The following is a 21635-nucleotide window of genomic DNA, read 5'->3' on the forward strand; positions in this document are numbered from 1 at the left end:
AGTGGGCACCGCGGCAAGGATGCCGCGGTAGCCGCCCCCGGCCATGGATGGCCGATGGCGGCGCGCCCACGGAGCAGGACCGGAGCGAGGGCATGCCGAGCCTGGGCGAGGCACCTTACGTCAGGGGCGAAAGCGTTTGGTTACTTGGCGCCGGGCCGCGCAGGCTCTTCCAAGTGACCCGCCGTAAGGGCGGAACCCTAAGCGGCCGTTACCGCAGAAACGGATATGCCCCCAAAAAGGGTTACAACAACGAAAGCGTGTAGTTAATGATGAACCGGTTCTGATCCACATTCCGCCCAGCATCCGTATTCGACTTGCCATTACGCAAACTGAACCCAAGCCCCTTGAGCGACCCCGATTGCAGCACGTAATCAAGCGTCATATCCCGCTCCCACTCAGACTGATCCCCAGCATTTTGTGCCTTGATCCCCGTCCCCTTCAGATACACGATCGTAGCCTTCAACCCCGGCACACCCAACGGCGCAAAGTCATAGCTGTACTGACCAAAACTGGTCTCCTCGCCCGCCCGGGCAAAGCTCTGGATCATCCGGTCAGTAGGCAAGTACACGCTACCACCACCCGCCCCTTTATCGATCAGACTCCCCTGGTTCGGCTGGACAAAGTTGCTGCCATCACCCACCCGCTGATGCCCCAGCGACACCGCATGACCATTGTTCGCATAGGTAACCATCGCCACCCAGGTGTTGTTGTCGATCTCACCGTTGTTGTCCTCGGTGTAACCCGACACCCGATAACCTTGCGCCCTGCCCGCAGCCGAACTGTTGGCACCGGTCGACGTTGTGCGGAAATAACGCAAATCAGTGGTGAAGGAGCTTTTGCCGTCGATTGGCAAGACGTGCGTCAGACCGAAGAAGTTCTGGTTATAGAAATCTTCCATCTGCGCAAAGTAATACTGCGCCTTCAGGTCCTTGGTGACGGTGTAGTCTCCCCCAGCGAAGTAGAACTTGTTGCTGTCCCGGGTGCTGCCCGCCACCGACAAGCCGGTACGGTCAGTCGAGGCACGACCCACCGCGTGTTCAAGCACACCGCTGGTCAGCATCAGGCCATCGATGTCGTTCGAAGTGACCTGCGCACCCGTGAACGATTGCGGCAATACCCGGGCATCGTTCGAGATCAGGATCGGCAATTTCGGCAGCAGCGTGCCGTAGCGAAATTCGGTTTTGGAAATGCGCATCTTCGCGGTTGGGCCGAAGCTGCTCCAGGCGTCCGCCGCACCGTCGCCATCAGTCGGGATCATGCCGCTGCCGTTGTGGCGCCCGGTGCCGCTGTCCAGCGTAACGCCGAGCAGCGCCTGGGCATCGATCCCGAACCCGACCGTGCCTTGGGTAAACCCGGATTCATAGCGCAATACAAAACCCTGGGCTGCCTCCTCGGTTTTCGAGGGATCGGCGGCACCGTCGCGGTTGTCGCTGTTGAAATACAAGGTGCGCATCGACAGGCTGGCTTTGCTGTCTTCCAGAAAACCGTGGGCAGAAGAGTCGGCTGCCTGTGCACACATGGAACCTGTGGCCAACAAGAATGCGGTGGGGATTGCTCGCTTGAACATACGGTGCTCCAGGGTGATTTTTTGTTTTTTTTAAGTGTTGGCGACCGCTCTCCGCTGCTGGCACCCAACAGCGGCGCGCACGATGACGCGCTCGATGGGTGACCATGAGCCTTGAGGAAAGCGATCGGAGTGTTCGGGTTAGATCAGGTAGGAAAGACCCACTGTCAGCGCAAAAGCGACCACCGAAATAATGGTCTCGAGCACGGTCCAGGTCTTGAAGGTCTGGGCGACGGTCATGTTGAAGTATTCCTTGATCAACCAGAAGCCGCCGTCGTTGACGTGGGAAAAGATAACCGACCCGGCACCGGTCGCCAGCACCAGCAGCTCCGGATGCGGATAACCCAGACCAATGGCCACCGGCGCCACGATCCCCGACGCCGTGGTCATCGCCACGGTGGCGGAACCGGTGGCGATCCGCATCAACGCCGCAAACAGCCAGCCCATGATCAGCGGCGACAGGTGAAATTCATCGGCGAGGCTGACGATCTGGTTGGTCACCCCGGCATCCACCAGAATCCGGTTCAACCCGCCGCCGGCGCCGACCAGCAAGGTGATGCTGGCGGTCGGTGCCAGGCATTCGTTGGTGAATTTGAGGATCGATTCGCGGCTAAAACCCTGGGCGATGCCGAGGGTCCAGAAGCTCAGCAAGGTCGCCAACAGCAAGGCGATCACCGAGTTGCCAATGAACAACAGAAACTGGTTAAAACCGCTGCCCGGCGTGGAGATCAGGTTGGCCCAGCCGCCGATCAGCATCAGCACCACCGGCAACAGAATGGTCGCCATGGTGATGCCGAACCCCGGCAGGCTGTCGCGCGGCTCGCGGTCGAGGAACTGCCGTTCCAGCGGGTTTTCCGCCGGCAGTTGGATGCGCGGCACGATGAATTTGGCGTACAGCGGGCCGGCAATGATCGCGGTCGGAATGCCGATCAGAATCGCATAGAGCAAGGTCTGCCCCACCGACGCTCCATACACCTGCACCGCCAGCATCGCCGCCGGGTGCGGCGGCACCAGCGCATGCACCACCGAGAGGCCGGCGACCATCGGCAAACCGACCATCAGGATCGACACGCCAACGCGGCGGGCCACGGTAAAGGCGATCGGCACCAGCAACACAAAACCGACCTCGAAGAACAGCGGCAGCCCGACAAGAAAGGCGATGCACACCATCGCCCAGTGCGCGTTCTTCTCGCCGAAACGGTCGATCAAGGTCCGCGCCACCTGCTCGGCACCACCGGACTCGGCCATCATCTTGCCGAGCATCGTGCCCAGCGCCACCACCAGCGCAATGTGCCCCAGGGTTTTGCCGACCCCCGCCTCATACGCGCCGACCACGCCGGACGGCGGCATGCCCGCCAGCAGCGCCAGGCCGATGGAGACCAGGGTGATCACAATGAAGGGATTGAGTCGGTAACGGGCGATCAGAACGATCAGCGCAATAATGGCGATGGCGGCATACACCAGCAGCCAATAGCCGAAGGACAGGGTCATGCGGTACTCCTCGAAAGGGTCACGTCGAATGGGTTGTGAAACTCATAAAACATTTCGAGGCGTGATTTTCAAACGAGGCGAAACTAATTTTCGTAGAGGGATAAGGCTTGTCGCACAGAGGCATGAGTCGTCGTTGTTTTTGAAACTGGGTCAGGCGGATTTTCATCACACCTGACCCGAAACGTCAGGCTTTGGCTGCCATCGCGGTGACTTCCACGCGCATGCCTTCGACCGCCAGCGCGGCCACGCCTACGGCGGCGCGAACCGGCCACGGCTTGGCGAAGAAACGCTTGTAGACCTCGTTGAACGCGGCGCGGTCGGCCATGTCGGTGAGGTAGATGGTCAGGTGCAGAACCCGGTCCATGGAACTGCCGGCGCGCTCAAGCGCGACCTTCAGCGCCTGCAACGTGCATTCGCTCTGCAGGGTGATATCGCCCAGCTCCAGGCTGCCGTCGGCGTGGGTAGGGATTTGGGTGGAGACCAGAATGCCGCCAAAACCAGCGACGTCGGAGGAGATGGAGTCCGCGTCGGGATCGGGGGTGAACGCGATGTCTTGGTTTGCCATGGGAGTCTCTTGCGTGAAGTAGTAAAGAGGCGGTCGATGCCTTTTGCGCGGACAGTTTACAGCCCGAAGCCGGGATTGCGTGTGCGCTTGAACCCCGGCAAAAAAATCTCGAACTCCATCCCTGCCGCTGCATCCAATGTTTAGGTCAACGGAGGTAGGTGAGATGAACAACGATGACAGTGTCAATGACACCGAACGGGATCGGAAGGACAGGGACGCCGAAGAGGCCGATCCGGCAACGCTTCCCGAAGAAGAGGAATCGGAGGTGCTCCAACGAAAAATAGACGAGATACAACGCAAAGTGGCGGATGGGAACTAGCGTGAAGGCCACGACCGCTGGTGTTCAGCGGCGTGGCCAATGCTTTGTACCTAGTTCGGGTCCAGCAAACCGCCGCTCCAATTGCGTGAAACACGGCTCCCGGTGAATTTCGCCACGACCATGCCCTGCGACACCAGCCGATCCCGATAGCGTGTCACCATCCGTCCCGCTTGCTCGGCCACCAGCACCACTTCGGAAGACGGATCACCGGGGCGCCGCAGAATCCGCGCAAAGCGCTGCCCTTCCTCGACGAAATCGCCCAGTTCCTTTTCAAAGATCAACACCCCGGGCTGCGGTGCGAGGATGGTCTCCATCTGGCCCATTTCCATCACCTCGACAGGCCACTCACCGTGTGACAACGCCTCGTCGATGACCTCGCAACTGCACAGCCAGGCGTACAGCCCCGCGGCATCCTGCTCGGCAAACCGATCACTGACATCGCCCTGCCCGCGCAACTCCAGGGTCGCGGCCATGCGCTGGTCGGTGACGCCATCACGCAGCCACGGCGCGATGATGGTTTCTTCAAAGGAGCCGTCGCCGCCGTCATCCCAGATGATCGCCACGTCCATCTTCATCGCCGCCGCCAATTCGCGAGCTCGGGGCCAGAAACTGCGGTGCACGTAGAGGTACGGCAAGGCCTCGTCATCGGTGTGCAGGTCGAGCATCACATCCGCCGTGGCCGCCAGTTGCACCAGGCTTTTTTGCCATTCCTGGACGTTGGTCGAAGGTCGCTCCATCGCTGCGGACTGGTCGAACGAACGGTTGAAGTTATGCCCGGTCGCATCGTGAAAGCGACCGAGAATCCGCCCTTGGCGAAACTGCCCGATGCCCAGGGGATTGGCTTGCGGCACCACCGTCACACTGCCCTTGAGCCGGCCCTCGGCCTCGACGACGTGAAGCCGTTGCATCAACAGATGCAGCACCAGCATCCCGGCAATTTCATCGGCATGCACGCCGGCCTGTAAGTGCACTTTCGGCCCGCTGCCGTCGCCCTCGAAACGCCACGCGCCGACCGGCACCGCGTCGCCGTTATTGTTGCGAACACTGAACGAAATATCCTGCGCCATCTGCTTGTCCTCCCCCGTCATGAACGTTAAAAACCGGTGCATCGCGGCGGCCGACACTGGAGATTGAACGCATGTTCAACTAAGCTCGCCAACCAGGCACTGCACCCAAGGATTCCCTTGTGACAACCCCCTCTCCAAAGAACCGTCGCACAGAACCCGATGAGCGCCGCGAAATGCTGGTGGCCGCCACGGTGCGTTGCCTGGTGCGTGACGGTCATGCGGGCATTTCCGTGCGCCGTATCGCCACCGAAGCCGGGGTGTCCGTCGGCCTGCTCAATCACCATTTCGGCAGCATCGATGCGTTGATCGCCGACACGTACCAGAAGATCGCGAACGAACTGACCACCGCCCTGCTCCATGAAATCCAACAGGTCGGCACCCCGGCGGAAAAGATGGACGCTTTTCTCAAAGGCTCTTTTTCGCCAAGGGTCATGGACCCGCAATTGCTGAGTGTCTGGGTGGTGTTCTGGAGCCTGATTCGGCACTCGGAACACGTCAGCCTGTCCCACGAAAAAAGCTACCGCGCCTACCTCGATCTGCTGCGCCAACTGCTCGATGACATGGCCGCCAGCGAAGGTTTCGTGATTCACGACACGCGCCTGGCCGCCATCGGTTTATCGGCGATGCTCGACGGACTCTGGATCGAGTGGTGCCTCAACCCCGAAACCTTCAGCCCCGCCAACGGCCTCCACATCTGTCGTTGCTGGATAAAGGGGTTGCGTCACGGAGCATTCAGCGCCGACGACGTCCTGTGATGGGTGACGACCGAAGATCATCGCCAGGGTGCCGCTGACCGCGATCAGCCCGGCACCGATCATCAGCGACACGTCCATCAGCGTGCCCCAGATCAGACTCGACAGCAGGAACGCCCAGATCAGCCCGGTGTATTCGAACGGCGCGAGCAAGGTGGCGGTGGCTCGTCGAAAACTGGCGAACAACAGGAACTGGCCGATACCGCCCACCAGGCCGGCAACCAGCATGCCCAGCCAGGCCGGGGTGGGTGCCGGGGTGTGCGTCCAGGGCAACGCGATCGTCATGCACAACACAAACACCACGTTGGTGATCAGCATCTGCTCCAGCACTGAGGTTTGGTCATCCACCTGGCGCAGTTGAATGTAAGTGAACGCCCAGCACATCGCCGCCAGCAGTGTCAGCACAATCGGCCACGGATCGGCGATGTTGCTCGGGCGGCAGGCGATGATGACCCCGACAAAACCGATGATCAGGGAAAACCACTGCCAACCGCTGGAGCGCTCCTTGAGAATCACCGCCGCCAGCACCGTAACCATGATCGGCGCGGAAAAATACAGGGTGGTCATTTCCGCCAGCGTCAGGTCCCGGGCGGCCGTGTAATACAGCAGCCAGGCGACAATCGACAACAAACCGCGCACCACCAGCAAGCGTCGGCTCGGCGAACGCCAGGCCCGCTGGACCAGGCGCAGGCGCCCTGCCAACAAGCAAGCAACGACCACCACCAGGCTGCGCCAGAACAGAATGGTGACCACCGAATAATCGGCCACCAGCCACTTGATGACAGCGTCCTGCAACGCCAGGAACGCGTACCCCAAGGTGCACAGGCCAATGCCCTGCAGCGAGCGGTCGACGACCCCTGACGTACTCATTACACCGACCTGCGCACAGGCGTCCCGCGCCGTTCAGCAAAGGCAAACAGCGCCTCGATCAGGAACGTCAGGCACACATAGACCCCGGCCACCAGCAACAGCGGCTCATAGACCTGCAGGGTTTGTGCCCGCACCACGTTGGCGGCGCCCAGCAGATCGACAATCGCAATCGTCGAGGCCAGGGCTGTGGATTTGAGCAACATCACGGTCTCCCCGGCCAGTGTCGGCAACAGCAACCGCAGCGCCCGAGGCAAGCGCACCCGCAGCAACGATTGGCGCGGTGTCATGCCAAACGCCGAGGCCGCTTCCATCTCGCCTTTGGGCACCGCCAACAGACCGCCGCGAATCACTTCGCCGACATACGCGCCTACCGACAACACCAGGGCGAACACGATGTACCAGTATCCGTCGCGCAAATACGGCCAGAGAAAACTGCCGCGTATCAGCGGGAATTGCGCGAACAGGCTGCCGAGCCCGTAGTAGAAAATGTAGATCTGGATCAGCAACGGCGTACCGCGCAACACGCTGGTGTAGAACACACTGGCCTTGGCGATCACCTTGTTTTTCGAGATCCGCGCCAGCGCCACCAGCACCGCCAAGGCGAAACCGAACACGCTGGAAATCAACAGGATGGTGATGGTCGTTTGCAGCCCCCGGCCCAACAGCGCCGCGTATTCAACTATCCACGCTGGAATCATTTCATTCACTCAGCCAAAGGCATCCAGCGACGAATACGCCGCTCGAGCCGTCCAGACAGGTAGTTGGACACCAACGTCACCGCGTAATACATCGCCGCGGCCGTGAGGTAGAACAACAAGTAATGACGCGTCGAACCCGCCCCTTGCTTGGCGGTGTACAACAGCTCGTTGGTGCCGACCACGCTGATCAATGCGCTGTCCTTGATCAGGTTGATCCACAGGTTAGCCATCCCGGCCATCGCATACGGCGCCATGATCGGCAGCGTGACGCGTCGAAACAGACCGAAACCGCTGAGGCCGAATGCCCTCGCCGCTTCGATCTGGCCGAAGGGAATCGCCTGGATCGCCGCCCGGAAAATCTCCGAAGCGTAGGCGCCCTGCACCAATCCCAGCACCACGATGGCGGCCAGCGGACCGCTGACATTCATGACGCCGTAGCCCATCTGGGCCATCAGTGAATTGAGGAGCATAGAGCCGACGTAGTACAGCAACAGAATCAGCAACAACTCCGGAATCGCGCGAAACAAGGTCGTGTAACCGCGCATCAGCGCCGCGATTGGTTTTGGCGCGCCGAGCTTCAGGCAGGCCACCACCAGACCGATGAGCAGCCCGACCACAAAGGCCCCGGCCGATATTTGCAGGGTCATCCAAAGACCCTTCAACAGCGCACTGCCCCATCCTGTTTCGCTGAAGTTGATCAATTCGAACATGGCTGGCATTTCAGTCTCCAGTTAGCGCCCCCCCTGTGGGAGCGAGCCTGCTCGCGATAGCTATCTATCATTCAACTAAGAAGTCGACTGATCCGCCGCCATCGCGAGCAGGCTCGCTCCCACAGGTTCCGGGTCAGGTCAGAAGGCGGGTTTCACGCTGGTACCGAAGTAGTGTTGGGACAGGTCGTCATAGTCTTTGCTGGCCAGCAAGGAGGTGATGGCCTTGTCGAGCCGGGCCTTGAGTTCGGCGTCATCCTTGCGCAGACCGGCGCCCACGCCTTTGCCGAAGATCGGGTCATACGGCACGGCGCCGAGGTATTCCAGATTGCTGGCATCAGGGGTCTGAACGAACGCCGCCATGGCCGTGCCGTCGGCCATCATCAGGTCGATACGACCGGCAATCAGGTCGGCGTTGGCCGAGTCCTGGGTGTCGTAATACTTCACGTCGGCGATTTTTTCGTAGTACTGCTTGAGGTAGCTGGCGCTCACGGTCGAGTTCTGCACACCGATGATCTTGCCCTTGAGGTCATCCGGGTACTTTTTCACCGATGTGCCTTTCGGGCCGACAATCGCGATCACGGAGTCGTAATACGCCTTGCTGAACGCGATCTGTTTCTCGCGCTCCTCGGTCACCGACATGGAGGAGAAAATCACATCGATCTTCTTCGACAGCAGCGACGGAATGATCCCGTCCCACGCCACTTCCTTGATCTCGCACTCGGCTTTCATTTCGCTGCACAGCTTGTGGATCAGGTCGACTTCAAATCCTTTCCACTCACCGTTGGCCTGCTTCTCGGTGTACGGCGGATAGGGTTCGGCCGCAACCGCGAACCTGATCGGCTGGGCTTGCGCCGCGCTCATTCCGGCCAGCAATACGCAGGCCACGCCCGTCATCCAGTTTGCCAAACGTCGATTTCCCATGATTTTGTCCCGTCTTTTTATGATGTTATTAGCGAGTCTGATGAGCGTTGACGAATTGTCGGCAACGCTCGCTGCGTGGGTGTACGAACACTTCGTCCGGCGTACCGGCTTCCTCGATCAGCCCTTGGTGCAGATAGGCGACTTTGGAAGAGACATCGCGGGCGAACGCCATTTCATGAGTCACCAGGATCATGGTCCGGCCTTCTTCCGCGAGGGAGCGGATCACCCGCAGCACTTCGCCGACCAGTTCAGGGTCGAGTGCCGAGGTGGGTTCATCGAACAGCATGACCTTGGGCCGCATGGCCAGGGCCCGGGCGATGGCCACCCGTTGTTGCTGTCCCCCGGAGAGAAACGCCGGGTACTCGTTGCGCTTGGCCGCAAGCCCCACGCGTTCAAGCAAGGCTTCGGCCCGTTCAGTGGCCTCCGCACGGCTTTCACGCAGGACCTGGGTCGGTGCTTCGATGAGGTTTTCCAGCACCGTGCGGTGGGGCCAGAGGTTGAAGTTCTGGAACACCATGCCGAGGCTCGAACGGATCCGTACCAGTTGCTTGGCGTCGGACACCAGCGGTGCGCCCGGCCGATCGAAGTTCAGGTGAATGCTTTCGCCGTCCACCAGAATGCGCCCCTGGTCCGGCACTTCGAGCATGTTGATGCAGCGCAGCAAGGTACTTTTGCCCGAGCCGCTGGCACCGATCAGCGAGATCACATCGCCTTCGCGGGCCGTCAGGGAAACGCCTTTGAGGACCTCGATATTGCCGAAGCGTTTGTGCAGTCCGTCGACCTCGATCATGGTCTTGGTCGTCACCGGTGCAACCACCGCTTCACAAGTGACGCGGCAGATCACCGGCCGCGGCGCTTCGCCTTTCAATACCAGGACAAAGTCGCGAATCCGCTGGCAGGCCTGTTCCAGGCGTTCTTCACCGAGTGTGAACGAGAGTCGCACAAAACCTTGGGCCGGCTCACCGAAAGCAGCCGCATCCAGCACCGATACACGCGCCTCGCGCAGCAGACGCCAGGCGAATTCCAGAGAGGTCAGGCCGGTGTCACGCACGTCAATCAATACGAACATGCCGGCATCGGGGTTGAGCACTGAAATCCCCGGGCAATCCGACAGGCTGCTCACCACCAGATCGCGGCGCCGACGATAGATATCGCGCATGCCGTGGGTCACGTCTTCATGGGCTTGCACCGCTTTGAGCGCAGCCTCCATGACAAAGCCAGGCAAGCCGTAAAGCATGCTCAACACCAGGGTTTCGGCGTGAGCCACAAGGGCTTCATCGGCGACGATCCAGCCGGTGCGCCAGCCGGTCATGGCATGGGATTTCGACAGACTGCCGATCACCACACAGCGCTCGGCCATGCCCGGCAACGCCGCCAGGCTGAGGTGCTCGCGTTCGAAAGTCAGGCTCTCATAGACCTCGTCCACCACGACCCACAAATCATGCTGGATGGCGAGGTCGGCGATGGCTTGCAGCTCTTCGCGGTTGAGCACGACGCCGGTAGGGTTATTCGGGTTGGAGAAGAACATCGCCCGGGTGCGCGGGGTGATGGCCTTGGCCAGCACGGCGGCATCGAGCCGGAAACCTGAATCCGCCGAGCACGGCACGCGAACCAACGTGGCGCCGGAAGCCTTGAGTGTCGCCTCATAAGTCACGTACATCGGGTCCAGGGCAATCACTTCGTCGCCGGTGTTAAGCAGGCACATTGAGGTGATGAACAGCGCGTTCTGCGCCCCCGCCGAGATGATGACGTTTGGCGCTGTCACCTCACGGTCGAACAGCTGGCTGTACCGAGCGGCGATGGCTTCGCGCAGCGCCTGACGACCGGCGATCTCGGTGTAATGGGTATCTCCCTCACGCAGCGCATGAATCGCGGCATCGGTGATGAAGTCGGGGGTGGGGAAATCCGGATCGCCGACGCTGAGAATGATCACATCCTCACCACGACGCTGGGCTTCAAATGCCGCATTGTGAATATCCCAGGCGGCAACGCCGTCGCCTGAGATCCGCTCAACAAAGGGTGAAAACCGCATGCCAGTGCCTCGTTCAAATAGAAGAAACGCAAGCCCGCGCAACCAGCCGGGGAGGTGGAACGAACATAGTCGAAGCTGAACACTCGTTCAACAGAAAAATGACCAAGGTTCGCGTTCAGCGTAAACAGGTCGTTTTTACGACAGTCATGCCGTTTCCAGGTCCTGGATCGGCCGTGAGTTCGGAGAACTTCGCCGGTTGCTTGGCAACCCATTACTGTCGTGCCTTGATGGCTTGGTTTTACTCGAAGTTAGCAACAACAGCGTTTAAGAATCCGGCTATTATCGACAGCCAACTCAGGTTCAAGAAAACAACTTCTCCCACAGACACCCAGCATTAACTGTTTCAAAAATGAATCCACTGTTTCAAGTTTGGCACACCTGGTTGTAACGCCAATAAGACAGTCGACAGTAAAACTGTCGTAGCACTTAACAAACCTTTCATAAAAGCTCAAAATGCGCATTTTAAGAGCAACTTTATTTGCAGCGAATAAGTTTCTTTTATTTATATTTATTTTTTACAAATCAGAAACTTAGACATCTAACAAAAACAACGGCCAACTGACCCAACTGAAAAATGGCGCCTTCATTCCAATTCATCATAAAAACAAACCGAACGAATTCAACTTCTCTAATATGCTCAACAAGACAACACTCACATAACATAATCAATAAACCCTCCCCCACAACGCCACGGACGAGCACTTGTTTCCACACACGGGGCGTTAATAACCCACCCCGCAGAAATACCCGCCTTGATCGTCGCCGGCAAGTTCGCTGTCACTGCAAGGGGATGAAAATGAAAATTAAAATTCTGTGCATACATGGCATTGGCCACGAAGAGGCAGACGAGAGTTTTCAGGCGTCCTGGCATCGGGCGATTACCACGGCGGTGTCGCGCGTGGCGCCGAGTGCAGACCTCGAGCTGGATTATTTTCAATACGACGAGCGCTTTTCCTCCAGCGGCCTGGGTGCGTCCGACATCGCCGAGGCTACGCTGCGTCTTCTGACCAGCGCGGTCATTCATTCAGTGGGTGACGTGTTCCGGCGCAATCGCGGCATCGGTCAGTTTCCCGACCGCCTGCGCTGGACGGCCGGCATGGTCGCCCAGTGGTCCGCGGACGAGGCACTGCGTACCCAACTGCGCAAGGATCTCGCCAACGTTATCAGCGCTTCGCAACCGGACATCGTCTGCGCGCACAGCCTGGGTACGCTGGTCGCCTATGACGCGTTCCGTCGGGATCGCTCCCTGATGAGCAATCGGGTGCTGATCACGTTCGGCTCACAGATCGCCAATCCCGCCGTACGCGAGACGTTTGGCGGGCGCATCGAGGGAATCGACGGCGCGCGCAAGTGGTACCACCTCTACAACGAGCACGATCAGGTTTTTACGGCGCCGCTGTATCTGCGCGATACAAACTTCACCCAGGTAATGACGCCGTTCGATAAGCCCAGCGACGTCCTCAATCATGATGCCACTTACTACCTCGGCCACGCCGAGACCGTAACCAATGTCTGGGGCCCCCTTTTGCAGGCGGGCAGAGTGAGAGGTTTCGACAAGCGGCTCGCCGCCGTGGACAAGTCACTGGGCATTGCGGTCCCCAAGGCGCTTACCGTGCGTCGCTCGCGGGACAAGGCGTTGCTGATCGGCATCAACAACTACCCCAATCCTGCAGATCGACTCGAAGGCTGCGTCAACGACGTTTTCCTGATGAGTTCATTGTTGCAAGAGTCGAAATTTTCGCCGGAAGATATCCGGGTCGTACTCGATGACCGCGCTACGGCTGCCGGCATTCGCGATCGCCTGCATTGGCTGCTCGACGACGCCCAGGCGGGTGATCGCCGGGTGCTCTTCTATTCCGGGCATGGCGCGCAGATTCCCAATACCAACGCCGCGGGCGAAGCCGACCGCATCGACGAATGCCTGTGCCCGTGGGACTTCGACTGGACGCCGGCACGCGCCATCGTCGACAACGACTTTCGCGACCTCTACATCCAGCTTCCGTACGACACGCAGTTCATCACGATCTTCGATTGCTGCCATTCGGGCGGCATGACGCGTGAAGGCGCGCGGCGCGCACGAGGGCTGACACCGCCGGATGACATCCGCCATCGCGCCTTGCGCTGGGAGCCTCAGTTGCAGATGTGGGTCGAGCGTGACTGGGTAAAACGGGCGCGCAAAAGTGCGCAGAAGGCCGAAGCAGCCAACACCGTGAGCAATCGCGACGGTATCCGGCGGGTCGGCCAGGCCATCGCGGTGCGCGGTTATGACGACAAGCTCTACGACAAACGACGCAACGCTTACAAGCACGCAGGTCCCTTTCTGCCGATCCTCATGTACGCCTGCGGCGAATCCCAGCTGTCGTATGAATATCGTCACGGCGTTATTTCGTACGGTGCGTTCACCTACGCGCTTGCCCAAACGCTGCGCGCATCCAAACAGAGACCGACGTTCAATGCCCTGGTTCGTGCGACGGGCAAACTCCTGGCCGAGCTCGGTTATGACCAGAAACCGACGATCGTCGGGCCGTCGAAACTGCTCGGCAAAGTTGTTCCCTGAGTGGACAGCCTGGAGACAGGAAGGGCCAGCGAAAGGTCGGCCGCTTCACGCCCACCCTTCAAGTCGCAGCGTGGCACGGACCAGTCGCTGCTCCTCGCTTTCAATCTCCCTGAGGTTCTCGCAGATGCTCTGGATGTGCGCGATGGCGGCCTTGCGCGCCTGCTCCGGCATGCGGCCGGTGACGGCGTTGTAGAGCCGGGCGTGCTGGCGGTCGATCTGACGTTTTTGTGGTGCGCGATGGTAGAGGTTGTTGACCGAGGCGAACACGGTGTTGAGCAGCAAGTCCGTCAGCGAGCGCAAGGTTTGCACCAGCACCGGGTTGTGCGAAGCCTCGCAGATCGCCAGATGGAACGCATGATCGAGCCGGGCGTGTTCGCTCGCTTCCATCGACCGCGTGTGGGCATCGAGCAACGCTTCGTAGCTTCGGGTGATGAGGACAAAATCCGCTTCGGTCCCGCGCAGTGCAGCCAGGCGAGCGGACTCGCCCTCCAGCAGGCTGCGGACCTCGAACAAATCGTAAAGCGTGCGCGGTTGCGAACTGAACAGGTGCATCAGCGGCGACGCGGCACCGTGGCCCGACAGCTCCGCGACAAATGATCCCTTGCCCTGCTCCGTCTTGATAATCCCCCGGGCGCGCAACAACTTCAGCCCCTCGCGAAGCGCCGTACGCGAGACGCCGAGTTTTTCGGTCAGGCGACGCTCCGAAGGCAACAACTGCCCGGTCTTGAGTACACCGTCCACGATCAGCCGTTCTATACGTTCACAGACCACGTCTGCGACTTGGGGATTACGGTTCACTTGCGCACTGTCCATCGACCCTCCAACTGGTATGACCAGCCTCGCCGGCAAAACCCTTCACGCTCGAATCCAACCTTAACTGCCTGTTTAACCGTCTATTTTTTCCAGAAGTAAAGAAATAGCCGTTGAGGAACTGGTTCGACCAGTCAAACAACACATGGACAGTAGGACGCGTCAGGCCAATGATGCAAGTTAGCTGTGACCGGAAACAGACCTCAAATAAAAACAACTGAGGGTCGTGAACTGCTTATGAACATCCTCTACGACGAACGCGTCGACGGCGTTCTGCCTGATGTCGACAGAGCGGCCCTGCTGCAAGCACTGCACGCTCGCTTGCCAGACCTGGAAGTCCTGCATCAGCAGGAAGAACTCAAACCGTACGAATGCGACGGACTTTCCGCTTACCGCACCACGCCGATGCTGGTGGTGCTGCCGCGCCATATCGACGAAGTCCAGGGCGTGCTTAAACTCTGCCACGAGTTTCACGTCCCGGTGGTCGCTCGCGGCGCCGGCACCGGGTTGTCCGGCGGTGCATTACCGCTGGAGAAAGGCGTGCTGCTGGTAATGGCGCGCTTCAATAACATCCTGCACATCGACCCCGCCGCGCGCACGGTGCGGGTTCAGCCGGGTGTGCGCAACCTGGCGATTTCCCAGGCCGCCGCGCCGTTCGGTTTGTACTACGCGCCGGACCCCTCCTCGCAAATCGCCTGTTCCATCGGCGGCAACGTAGCCGAAAATGCCGGTGGCGTGCATTGCCTGAAATACGGTCTGACGGTGCACAACCTGCTCAAGGTCGACATCCTCACGGTCGATGGTGAACACCTGAGCCTGGGCTCCGAAGCGCTCGACTCACCCGGGTTTGATCTGCTGGCGTTGTTCACCGGCTCCGAAGGCATGCTGGGGGTGATCACCGAAGTCACGGTCAAGTTGCTGCCCAAACCGCAGACCGCCAAGGTGCTGCTGGCGGCGTTCGATTCCGTCGAAAAAGCAGGTCGCGCGGTGGGCGACATCATTGCTGCCGGCATCATTCCCGGTGGCCTGGAGATGATGGACAACCTGGCCATTCGCGCCGCCGAAGACTTTATCCACGCGGGGTATCCGGTCGACGCCGAAGCCATTCTGCTGTGCGAACTCGATGGCGTCGAAGCCGACGTTCACGATGACTGCGACCGCGTGCGCCAGGTGCTGGAACAGGCCGGCGCCACCGAAGTGCGCCAGGCCCGCGATGAGGCCGAACGCGTGCGCTTCTGGGCCGGGCGCAAGAATGCGTTCCCGGCGGTGGGTCGCCTCTCGCCGGATTATTACTGCATGGACGGGACGATTCCGCGCCGCGAACTGCCCGGCGTGCTGCACGCGATTGCCGCGCTGTCGGCCGAATACGACCTGCGCGTGGCCAACGTTTTCCACGCTGGCGACGGCAACATGCACCCGCTGATTCTGTTCGATGCCAACCAGCCCGGCGAACTCGATCGCGCCGAAGCCCTGGGCGGCAAGATTCTGGAGTTGTGCGTGAAAGTCGGCGGCAGCATCACCGGTGAGCACGGCGTCGGCCGCGAGAAAATCAATCAGATGTGTGCGCAGTTCAACAGCGATGAGCTGACGCTGTTTCACGCTGTCAAAGCCGCATTCGATCCGGGTGGCCTGCTCAATCCTGGCAAGAATATTCCGACGCTTCACCGTTGCGCCGAATTCGGCGCGATGCACGTTCACATGGGTCAGTTGCCCTTCCCTGAACTGGAGCGTTTCTGATGCGCAGCGAACACGCTATCGACGACAGCGCCAGCCTGCTGGAACAGGTCAACCAGGCACTGCAAAACGCAACGCCGCTGCGCATCCAGGGTTCCAACAGCAAGGCGTTTCTTGGGCGCATCGTGGCGGGTGAAGTGCTCGATACGCGCAGCCACCGCGGCATCGTCAGCTACGACCCGACCGAGCTGGTGATCACCGCACGCTGCGGCACACCGTTGGCAGAACTGGCCGAGGTGTTGGACGCGGCGCAGCAGATGCTGCCGTGTGAACCGCCCTCCTTCGGTGACGGCGCCACGGTGGGCGGGATGATCGCCAGCGGATTATCCGGACCACGGCGCCCGTGGTCAGGATCGGTCAGGGACTTCGTCCTCGGGACTCGGGTCATCACCGGCCATGGCAAGCATTTGCGCTTCGGCGGCGAAGTCATGAAAAACGTCGCCGGTTACGACCTGTCGCGTTTGATGGCTGGCAGCTATGGCTCGCTGGGTGTGATCACCGAAGTCTCGCTCAAGGTCCTGCCGAAACCTCGGCAAGCTCTAAGCATCAGCCTTGAGATGGACAGCGATCGCGCCTTGCTGCGCCTCGCGGAATGGGGGCAACAGCCGTTGCCGATCAGCGCCGCGTGTCACGACGGTCAGCGTCTGCACCTGCGGCTTGAGGGTGGCGAAGGCTCGGTGAAGGCGGCGCATGAGCGCCTGGGTGGTGAGTTGCTGGAGGCTTCATATTGGGCGGATCTCAACGAGCATCGCTTGAGTTTCTTTGATGAAGACCAGCCGCTTTGGCGCCTGTCCGTCCCGCACAACACGCCCCGGCTTTCCCTGCCCGGCCTGCAAATGATCGACTGGGGCGGCGCCCAGCGCTGGCTCAAATCCGACGCCGAAGCGGCGTTCATTCGCAAGGTCGTCGATGAGGTCGGCGGGCATGTGACCTGCTACAGCCACGGCCTGATCGATAGCCCGTTCCAACCGTTGCCCGCGGCACTGATGCGCTACCACCGCAACTTGAAGGACCAACTCGATCCACGGGGCATTTTCAACCCCGGTCGCCTGTACGCGGAGCTTTGACCCATGCAGACCACCTTGAGCGAACAGGCCCGTCAACTGCCCCGCGCCGAAGAAGCAGAAAGCATCCTGCGCACGTGTGTGCATTGCGGTTTCTGTAATGCCACCTGCCCGACCTATCAATTGCTCGGCGATGAACTGGATGGGCCGCGTGGGCGTATCTACCTGATCAAACAAGTGCTGGAAGGCAACGAGGTTACCCAAAAGACCCAGCAGCACCTGGATCGCTGCCTGTCTTGCCGTAATTGCGAAACCACCTGCCCTTCGGGCGTCGACTACCACAACTTGCTCGACATCGGCCGCGCCGTGGTCGATGCGGCCGTGCCGCGCTCACTCGACCAGCGCTTGTTGCGTGAAGGCTTGCGCAGCGTCGTGCCCAATCCGGGGCTGTTCAAAGCGCTGGTCAGCAGTGGTCAGGTGTTCCGTGCGCTGCTGCCCGACACCCTGCGAGCCAAGTTGCCGCGCCACGTGTATCCGGCCAGGCAACGCCCGACCACCCGCCACGCACGGCAGGTGCTGATGCTCGAAGGTTGCGTGCAGCCGAGTCTGTCGCCCAATACCAATGCGGCCACCGCGCGCGTCCTCGATCGGCTGGGGATCAGTGTCACACCGGCTCGCGAGGCCGGCTGCTGCGGCGCCGTCGATTATCACCTGGACGCGCAGGCGGCCGGTCTGGATCGCGCCCGCCACAACATCGACGCGTGGTGGCCGAGCATTGAACAAGGTGCCGAGGCCATCGTGCAAACCGCCAGCGGTTGCGGCGCCTTTATCAAAGACTACGGCCACCTGCTCAGCACCGACCCGGCGTATGCCGAGAAGGCCAGGAAGGTCAGCGCGCTGGCCAGGGATCTGGTTGAAGTGCTGCGTGACGAGCCGCTGGAAAAGCTCGGCATCCACAGTGACCAACGCATGGCCTTCCATTGCCCCTGCACCTTGCAGCACGCGCAAAAGCTCGGTGGTGCGGTTGAAGCGCTGCTGACGAGGTTTGGTTTCAACCTCACGTTCGTTCCCGACGGTCATCTGTGTTGCGGCTCGGCGGGCACCTATTCGCTGACCCAGCCGGAGCTGTCCCGACAACTGCGCGACAACAAACTCAATGCGCTGGAAAGCGGTCATCCCGACGTCATTGTCACGGCCAATATCGGCTGTCAGTCCCACCTCGACGGTGCGGGCCGAACACCCGTCCGCCACTGGATCGAACTGGTCGAAGCCGCGTTGCCCTCATCGAGCCCTGGAGTATCCCCATGAAAAGCAAAGCCGTACTGAGCCAGACCGAAGTCAGCCAGATCCTCAGCGCCGCCCGCAGCGAAGCACTGAACAATCAATGGGCCGTAACCATCGTGGTTGTCGATGACGGCGGCCATCCTCTGGCCCTCGAACGCCTCGACGGTTGCGCTCCGATCGGCGCCTACATCGCCACCGAAAAGGCCCGCACCTCTGCCCTGGGTCGGCGTGAGTCGAAAGGTTATGAAGAGATGGTCAACGGTGGCCGCCACGCGTTTTTGTCAGCGCCGTTGCTGACCTCCCTTGAGGGTGGCGTGCCGATTATTGTCGATGGGCAGGTGATTGGCGCGGTGGGTGTGTCCGGTGTCAAGGCCGAACAGGATGCGCAAGTGGCCAAGGCTGGGGCGCAGTGCCTGAAGTGAAGGCGGTTCTGTAGCAGCTGGCGAAGCCTGCGTTCGGCTGCGAAGCAGTCGTGAAATCAGGCCACGCGGTGCATCAGGATGACCGCATGCGCAGGTTTTACGACGACTTCGTCGCCGAACGCAGCCTCGCGCTGCTCGGCAGCTGCTACAGAAATCGTGCCGTCGCAGAAATCACTGACTGACCGGCGTCCGGCCTTTTTTCACTTACGCGCCAACTTGTACCGCACGCACTCTTCATAAAAATTCTCACGCACATCCGCCGGCTTGAACCGCGATTTGCTGTCATAGGTCTGCTCGGTGATGCCCATCGCCATCATGCGCATCCACGGCTTGCTGAATTTGTAAGCCTGTAACTTCTGCCGGGCGGCATACAGAGAGACCCCGGCCAACTTGAGTTCCTGGGCCCTCGCCGCCGTCCCCGCCCCCCAGCTGCACATATACCGATCATTGGTGGCCAATTCCTTGGCCTGGGCAGAGGCTGCAACGCTGGCCAGGGCGAACGAGATCATCGTGACAAATACACTTCGCAATTGCATTCCGCCTAACCACCTGAAAATGAAGTGATTTTGGCGACAACTTTGAAGCTTCGGGGCCAGCAAAATGCCTCTTTTGCACCTTATGGATTGATCGGATGCCGCCCGCCACCAGCCTCAGTTTCCCGAGACCAGCCTGAGTCCGATCACACCGGCCAGAATCAGCACGATGCAGCCGATTCTCAGCGCCGTCGTGGCGTCGCCCAGCACCGCCATTCCCAGAATCGCGGTGCCCGCCGCGCCGATCCCGGTCCAGACCGCGTAAGCCGTGCCCACGGGCAGTGATTTCAGTGAAAGCGAAAGAAGAAAGACACTCGACAAACCGGTCCCCGCGGCAATCAGCCCGGGGACTAATCGCGTGAAACCTTCAGACCCTTTCATGTAGAAGGCAAATGCGATTTCGAGAATGCCAGCGATACCCAGTAATGCCCATGCCATGGTGATAGCTCCGTCAGTTGACTCGCCAGGCGTTACGGCCCGGCGAGACTTGGTGAGAGTTCTAAAAACTTACGGGGTCGCTCAAGCCTTGTTGGCAGCCGCCGGTTTCGAACGGAACGTCACGCCGAAGCGGTTGAAGGCGTTCATCAAACCAATGGCATACGTCAGGTCCGCCAATTCCTTATCGCCGAACTCGGCAGCTGCGGCTTCATAGTCGGCATCAGGAACACCGGTTTCAGCGACGCGGGTGACTGTTTCCGCCCAACTCAATGCGATGCGTTCGCGGTGGCTGAACACGTCACCCGAGTCGTGCCATACCGGCACGAGTACCAGTTTGTCGACGGCAACGCCGAGTTTGAGCAGGTCGCGGGAATGCATGTCGATGCAAAAGGCACAGCCGTTTATTTGCGATACCCGCAGGTAAACAAGGTCGATCAATTCGTGCGACAGACCACTGTTTTGCAGGCAGACGTACACGCCACCAAATGCCTTGTAACCTTCAGGGGAAGCTTTGGCGTAGTCGATACGATTGTTCATGATGAGTCCTGTTGTTTGCTGGATGAGGACACCATCGTGCTGTCTCTTGGTCTATTTGATAAGGTCCAAGAATAGTGTTGTGTACTGGGCCATGCGCACGGCACTCACGAACAAACATGGCCCAGTTCAATAGCCTGTTCATGGATCTTTGGTATGGGTCATGGACTTCCTAGGATGATTCCCCTCAACCACGCCATTTTATAAACGGGTGAATCATGAAAATCCTCCACGTCACTTGCAGCCCTCGCGGCCAAGCTTCCGAGAGCTACAGACTTTCCAACAACATTATTGGCTTTCTACTGAAGAGCGATCCAACGGCAACGGTCATCAACCGGGCTGTGGCGGGTAATGCCATCGCGCAGGTAGATGAGCAATACGCGCAGTCCCAACAGTCGTCGGAAGATGTCACTCAGGAAGGTTCCATCGCCCTCTCGGATGAGCTGATTGAAGAACTGGACAGTGCTGATGCCGTGGTCATTGCAACGCCCATGCATAACTTCACCGTACCGGCGGCCCTCAAAGTCTGGATCGATCATATCGCCCGCGTTCGTCGTACCTTCAATGTGGGCGCGCAAGGCAAAACCAGCCTGCTGCGCGATCGTCCCGTCTACGTCGCTGTGTCTTCGGGCGGAAGATTCTCAGGGGTGAATCCACGTCAGCCAGACTTTCTGACGCCGTATCTGCAAGCCGTTCTGGGCATGATCGGACTGCATGCACTAACGTTCTTCTCTGTTGAAGGCACAGCACTGGGTCCGGACGTCGTCGCCGAGGCCAGGAGCAAGGCAGATCAAGCTCTGCACGCGCATTTTTCTTCAATCTGATGACCCGGTTTCCGCGCCAGCCCACTGACCGAACATTTGACCAGCGATCGCGATCCCCAAGGGCGTTTGCACGTCGATGAGAACCTGAAGGTCTTGGGGCAGAAACATGTCTACGCCGCCGGCGACGTCGCCTATGCCGCCACCGACGACCTTGGCAATTTCACCGCGATGTCCTGCCAGCATGCGATCTCCCTGGGCCGCCACGCCGGGAATAACGTCGCCGCGGATTTGCTGGGTGTCGAGCCGACCCCTTACCGTCAGCCGAAGTACGTGACCTGCCTTGACCTGGGTGCCTGGGGTGCGGTGTTCACTGAAGGCTGGGATCGCCAGCTCAAACTGGTCAAGGACGAGGCCAAGGAGCTCAAGACGCAGATCAACACCCAGTGGATCTACCCGCCGGCAGCTGATCGGGCCACCGCCCTGGCAGCGGCTGACCCGATGATTCCAGTGGCCTGAGACTTGGCGTGAACGTGGCGCCCGCGACAGCATCGCGGGCGCCTTTGCTT

The 21635-nt window shown here is 60.1% G+C and carries 20 protein-coding genes and 2 pseudogenes; 9 read left to right on the forward strand and 13 right to left on the reverse strand.

The window, feature by feature from the left end:
- Window positions 1–241: 241 nt before the first annotated feature.
- The 3 genes from ACYZT6_RS15950 to ACYZT6_RS15960 all read right to left on the reverse strand — a co-directional run bounded on the left by ACYZT6_RS15950 (window position 242) and on the right by ACYZT6_RS15960 (window position 3620).
- The gene (locus tag ACYZT6_RS15950) at window positions 242–1567 is read right to left on the reverse strand and encodes an OprD family porin (RefSeq protein WP_462027736.1); all 1326 of its coding nucleotides are present in this window, start codon (window positions 1565–1567) and stop codon (window positions 242–244) included.
- A 138-nt stretch (window positions 1568–1705) separates the two neighbouring features.
- Window positions 1706–3055 carry a GntT/GntP/DsdX family permease gene (locus ACYZT6_RS15955; protein WP_462027737.1) on the reverse strand — a complete coding sequence of 450 codons (1350 nt, stop codon included), beginning with the start codon at window positions 3053–3055 and terminating at the stop codon, window positions 1706–1708.
- A gap of 184 nt (window positions 3056–3239) precedes the next feature.
- Window positions 3240–3620, reverse strand: a complete 381-nt coding sequence (locus ACYZT6_RS15960) for a RidA family protein (protein WP_462027738.1) — start codon at window positions 3618–3620, stop codon at window positions 3240–3242.
- Between the two features lie 163 nt (window positions 3621–3783).
- On the opposite strand from ACYZT6_RS15960, the gene ACYZT6_RS15965 reads away from it, so the two are divergent.
- A complete protein-coding gene (locus ACYZT6_RS15965) occupies window positions 3784–3939 on the forward strand; it encodes a hypothetical protein (RefSeq protein ID WP_462027739.1) in 156 nt (51 codons plus the stop codon).
- Between the two features lie 50 nt (window positions 3940–3989).
- Here the strand turns inward: ACYZT6_RS15965 and ACYZT6_RS15970 are convergent, their stop codons facing one another.
- Window positions 3990–5006: a M14 family metallopeptidase gene (locus tag ACYZT6_RS15970; protein WP_462027740.1), complete on the reverse strand. Its 1017-nt coding sequence runs from the start codon at window positions 5004–5006 to the stop codon at window positions 3990–3992.
- 173 nt (window positions 5007–5179) lie between these two features.
- On the opposite strand from ACYZT6_RS15970, the pseudogene ACYZT6_RS15975 reads away from it, so the two are divergent.
- Window positions 5180–5665, forward strand: a pseudogene (locus ACYZT6_RS15975) (TetR family transcriptional regulator C-terminal domain-containing protein); the annotation flags it as partial.
- Here ACYZT6_RS15975 and ACYZT6_RS15980 read toward each other — a convergent pair.
- The 5 genes from ACYZT6_RS15980 to ACYZT6_RS16000 form a co-directional block, all read right to left on the reverse strand.
- Window positions 5621–6628, reverse strand: a complete 1008-nt coding sequence (locus ACYZT6_RS15980) for a DMT family transporter (RefSeq protein ID WP_462027741.1) — start codon at window positions 6626–6628, stop codon at window positions 5621–5623. The pseudogene ACYZT6_RS15975 and the gene ACYZT6_RS15980 sit on opposite strands and share 45 nt — an antisense overlap.
- A complete protein-coding gene (locus ACYZT6_RS15985) occupies window positions 6628–7326 on the reverse strand; it encodes an ABC transporter permease (protein WP_461959342.1) in 699 nt (232 codons plus the stop codon). The genes ACYZT6_RS15980 and ACYZT6_RS15985 overlap by 1 nt, the downstream gene beginning before the upstream one ends.
- A 5-nt stretch (window positions 7327–7331) precedes the next feature.
- Window positions 7332–8045, reverse strand: a complete 714-nt coding sequence (locus ACYZT6_RS15990; protein ID WP_462027742.1) for an ABC transporter permease — start codon at window positions 8043–8045, stop codon at window positions 7332–7334.
- 129 nt (window positions 8046–8174) lie between these two features.
- Window positions 8175–8957 (reverse strand): transporter substrate-binding domain-containing protein, encoded by a 783-nt coding sequence (locus tag ACYZT6_RS15995; protein ID WP_462027743.1) that lies wholly within the window; start codon window positions 8955–8957, stop codon window positions 8175–8177.
- 28 nt (window positions 8958–8985) lie between these two features.
- On the reverse strand, window positions 8986–10989 hold the full coding sequence (locus ACYZT6_RS16000; protein ID WP_462027744.1) for an aminotransferase class I/II-fold pyridoxal phosphate-dependent enzyme: 2004 nt from the start codon (window positions 10987–10989) through the stop codon (window positions 8986–8988).
- A 796-nt stretch (window positions 10990–11785) separates the two neighbouring features.
- Here ACYZT6_RS16000 and ACYZT6_RS16005 point away from each other — a divergent pair.
- Complete coding sequence (locus tag ACYZT6_RS16005) at window positions 11786–13546, forward strand: caspase family protein (protein ID WP_462027745.1); 1761 nt, start codon at window positions 11786–11788, stop codon at window positions 13544–13546.
- A 45-nt stretch (window positions 13547–13591) separates the two neighbouring features.
- Here ACYZT6_RS16005 and glcC read toward each other — a convergent pair whose 3' ends face one another.
- Entirely contained in the window at window positions 13592–14359 is a 768-nt protein-coding gene (glcC, locus tag ACYZT6_RS16010) for a transcriptional regulator GlcC (protein ID WP_462027746.1), read from the reverse strand.
- A gap of 234 nt (window positions 14360–14593) precedes the next feature.
- On the opposite strand from glcC, the gene glcD reads away from it, so the two are divergent.
- The 4 genes from glcD to ACYZT6_RS16030 are packed head-to-tail and all read left to right on the forward strand — an operon-like array spanning window position 14594 to window position 18800.
- Window positions 14594–16093 carry a glycolate oxidase subunit GlcD gene (glcD, locus tag ACYZT6_RS16015; protein WP_462027747.1) on the forward strand — a complete coding sequence of 500 codons (1500 nt, stop codon included), beginning with the start codon at window positions 14594–14596 and terminating at the stop codon, window positions 16091–16093.
- The gene (gene glcE, locus ACYZT6_RS16020; protein WP_462027748.1) at window positions 16093–17157 is read left to right on the forward strand and encodes a glycolate oxidase subunit GlcE; all 1065 of its coding nucleotides are present in this window, start codon (window positions 16093–16095) and stop codon (window positions 17155–17157) included. Before glcD ends, glcE begins: the two co-directional genes overlap by 1 nt.
- 3 nt (window positions 17158–17160) lie before the next feature.
- Window positions 17161–18402 carry a glycolate oxidase subunit GlcF gene (glcF, locus tag ACYZT6_RS16025; protein WP_462027749.1) on the forward strand — a complete coding sequence of 414 codons (1242 nt, stop codon included), beginning with the start codon at window positions 17161–17163 and terminating at the stop codon, window positions 18400–18402.
- Window positions 18399–18800 (forward strand): heme-binding protein, encoded by a 402-nt coding sequence (locus ACYZT6_RS16030; protein ID WP_462027750.1) that lies wholly within the window; start codon window positions 18399–18401, stop codon window positions 18798–18800. The genes glcF and ACYZT6_RS16030 overlap by 4 nt, the downstream gene beginning before the upstream one ends.
- A 200-nt stretch (window positions 18801–19000) precedes the next feature.
- Here ACYZT6_RS16030 and ACYZT6_RS16035 read toward each other — a convergent pair whose 3' ends face one another.
- The 3 genes from ACYZT6_RS16035 to ACYZT6_RS16045 all read right to left on the reverse strand — a co-directional run bounded on the left by ACYZT6_RS16035 (window position 19001) and on the right by ACYZT6_RS16045 (window position 20308).
- On the reverse strand, window positions 19001–19336 hold the full coding sequence (locus ACYZT6_RS16035) for a hypothetical protein (protein WP_462027751.1): 336 nt from the start codon (window positions 19334–19336) through the stop codon (window positions 19001–19003).
- 114 nt (window positions 19337–19450) lie between these two features.
- Window positions 19451–19771 carry a DMT family transporter gene (locus ACYZT6_RS16040; RefSeq protein ID WP_462027752.1) on the reverse strand — a complete coding sequence of 107 codons (321 nt, stop codon included), beginning with the start codon at window positions 19769–19771 and terminating at the stop codon, window positions 19451–19453.
- 81 nt (window positions 19772–19852) lie between these two features.
- A complete protein-coding gene (locus ACYZT6_RS16045) occupies window positions 19853–20308 on the reverse strand; it encodes a carboxymuconolactone decarboxylase family protein (RefSeq protein ID WP_462027753.1) in 456 nt (151 codons plus the stop codon).
- A 215-nt stretch (window positions 20309–20523) separates the two neighbouring features.
- Here ACYZT6_RS16045 and ACYZT6_RS16050 point away from each other — a divergent pair, with 215 nt between their 5' ends.
- Complete coding sequence (locus tag ACYZT6_RS16050) at window positions 20524–21129, forward strand: FMN-dependent NADH-azoreductase (protein ID WP_462027754.1); 606 nt, start codon at window positions 20524–20526, stop codon at window positions 21127–21129.
- 6 nt (window positions 21130–21135) lie between these two features.
- Window positions 21136–21585 (forward strand): annotated as a pseudogene (locus ACYZT6_RS16055) (NAD(P)/FAD-dependent oxidoreductase); the annotation flags it as partial.
- Between the last annotated feature and the right edge of the window lie 50 nt (window positions 21586–21635).

This window comes from Pseudomonas sp. RT6P73 (assembly GCF_054897715.1).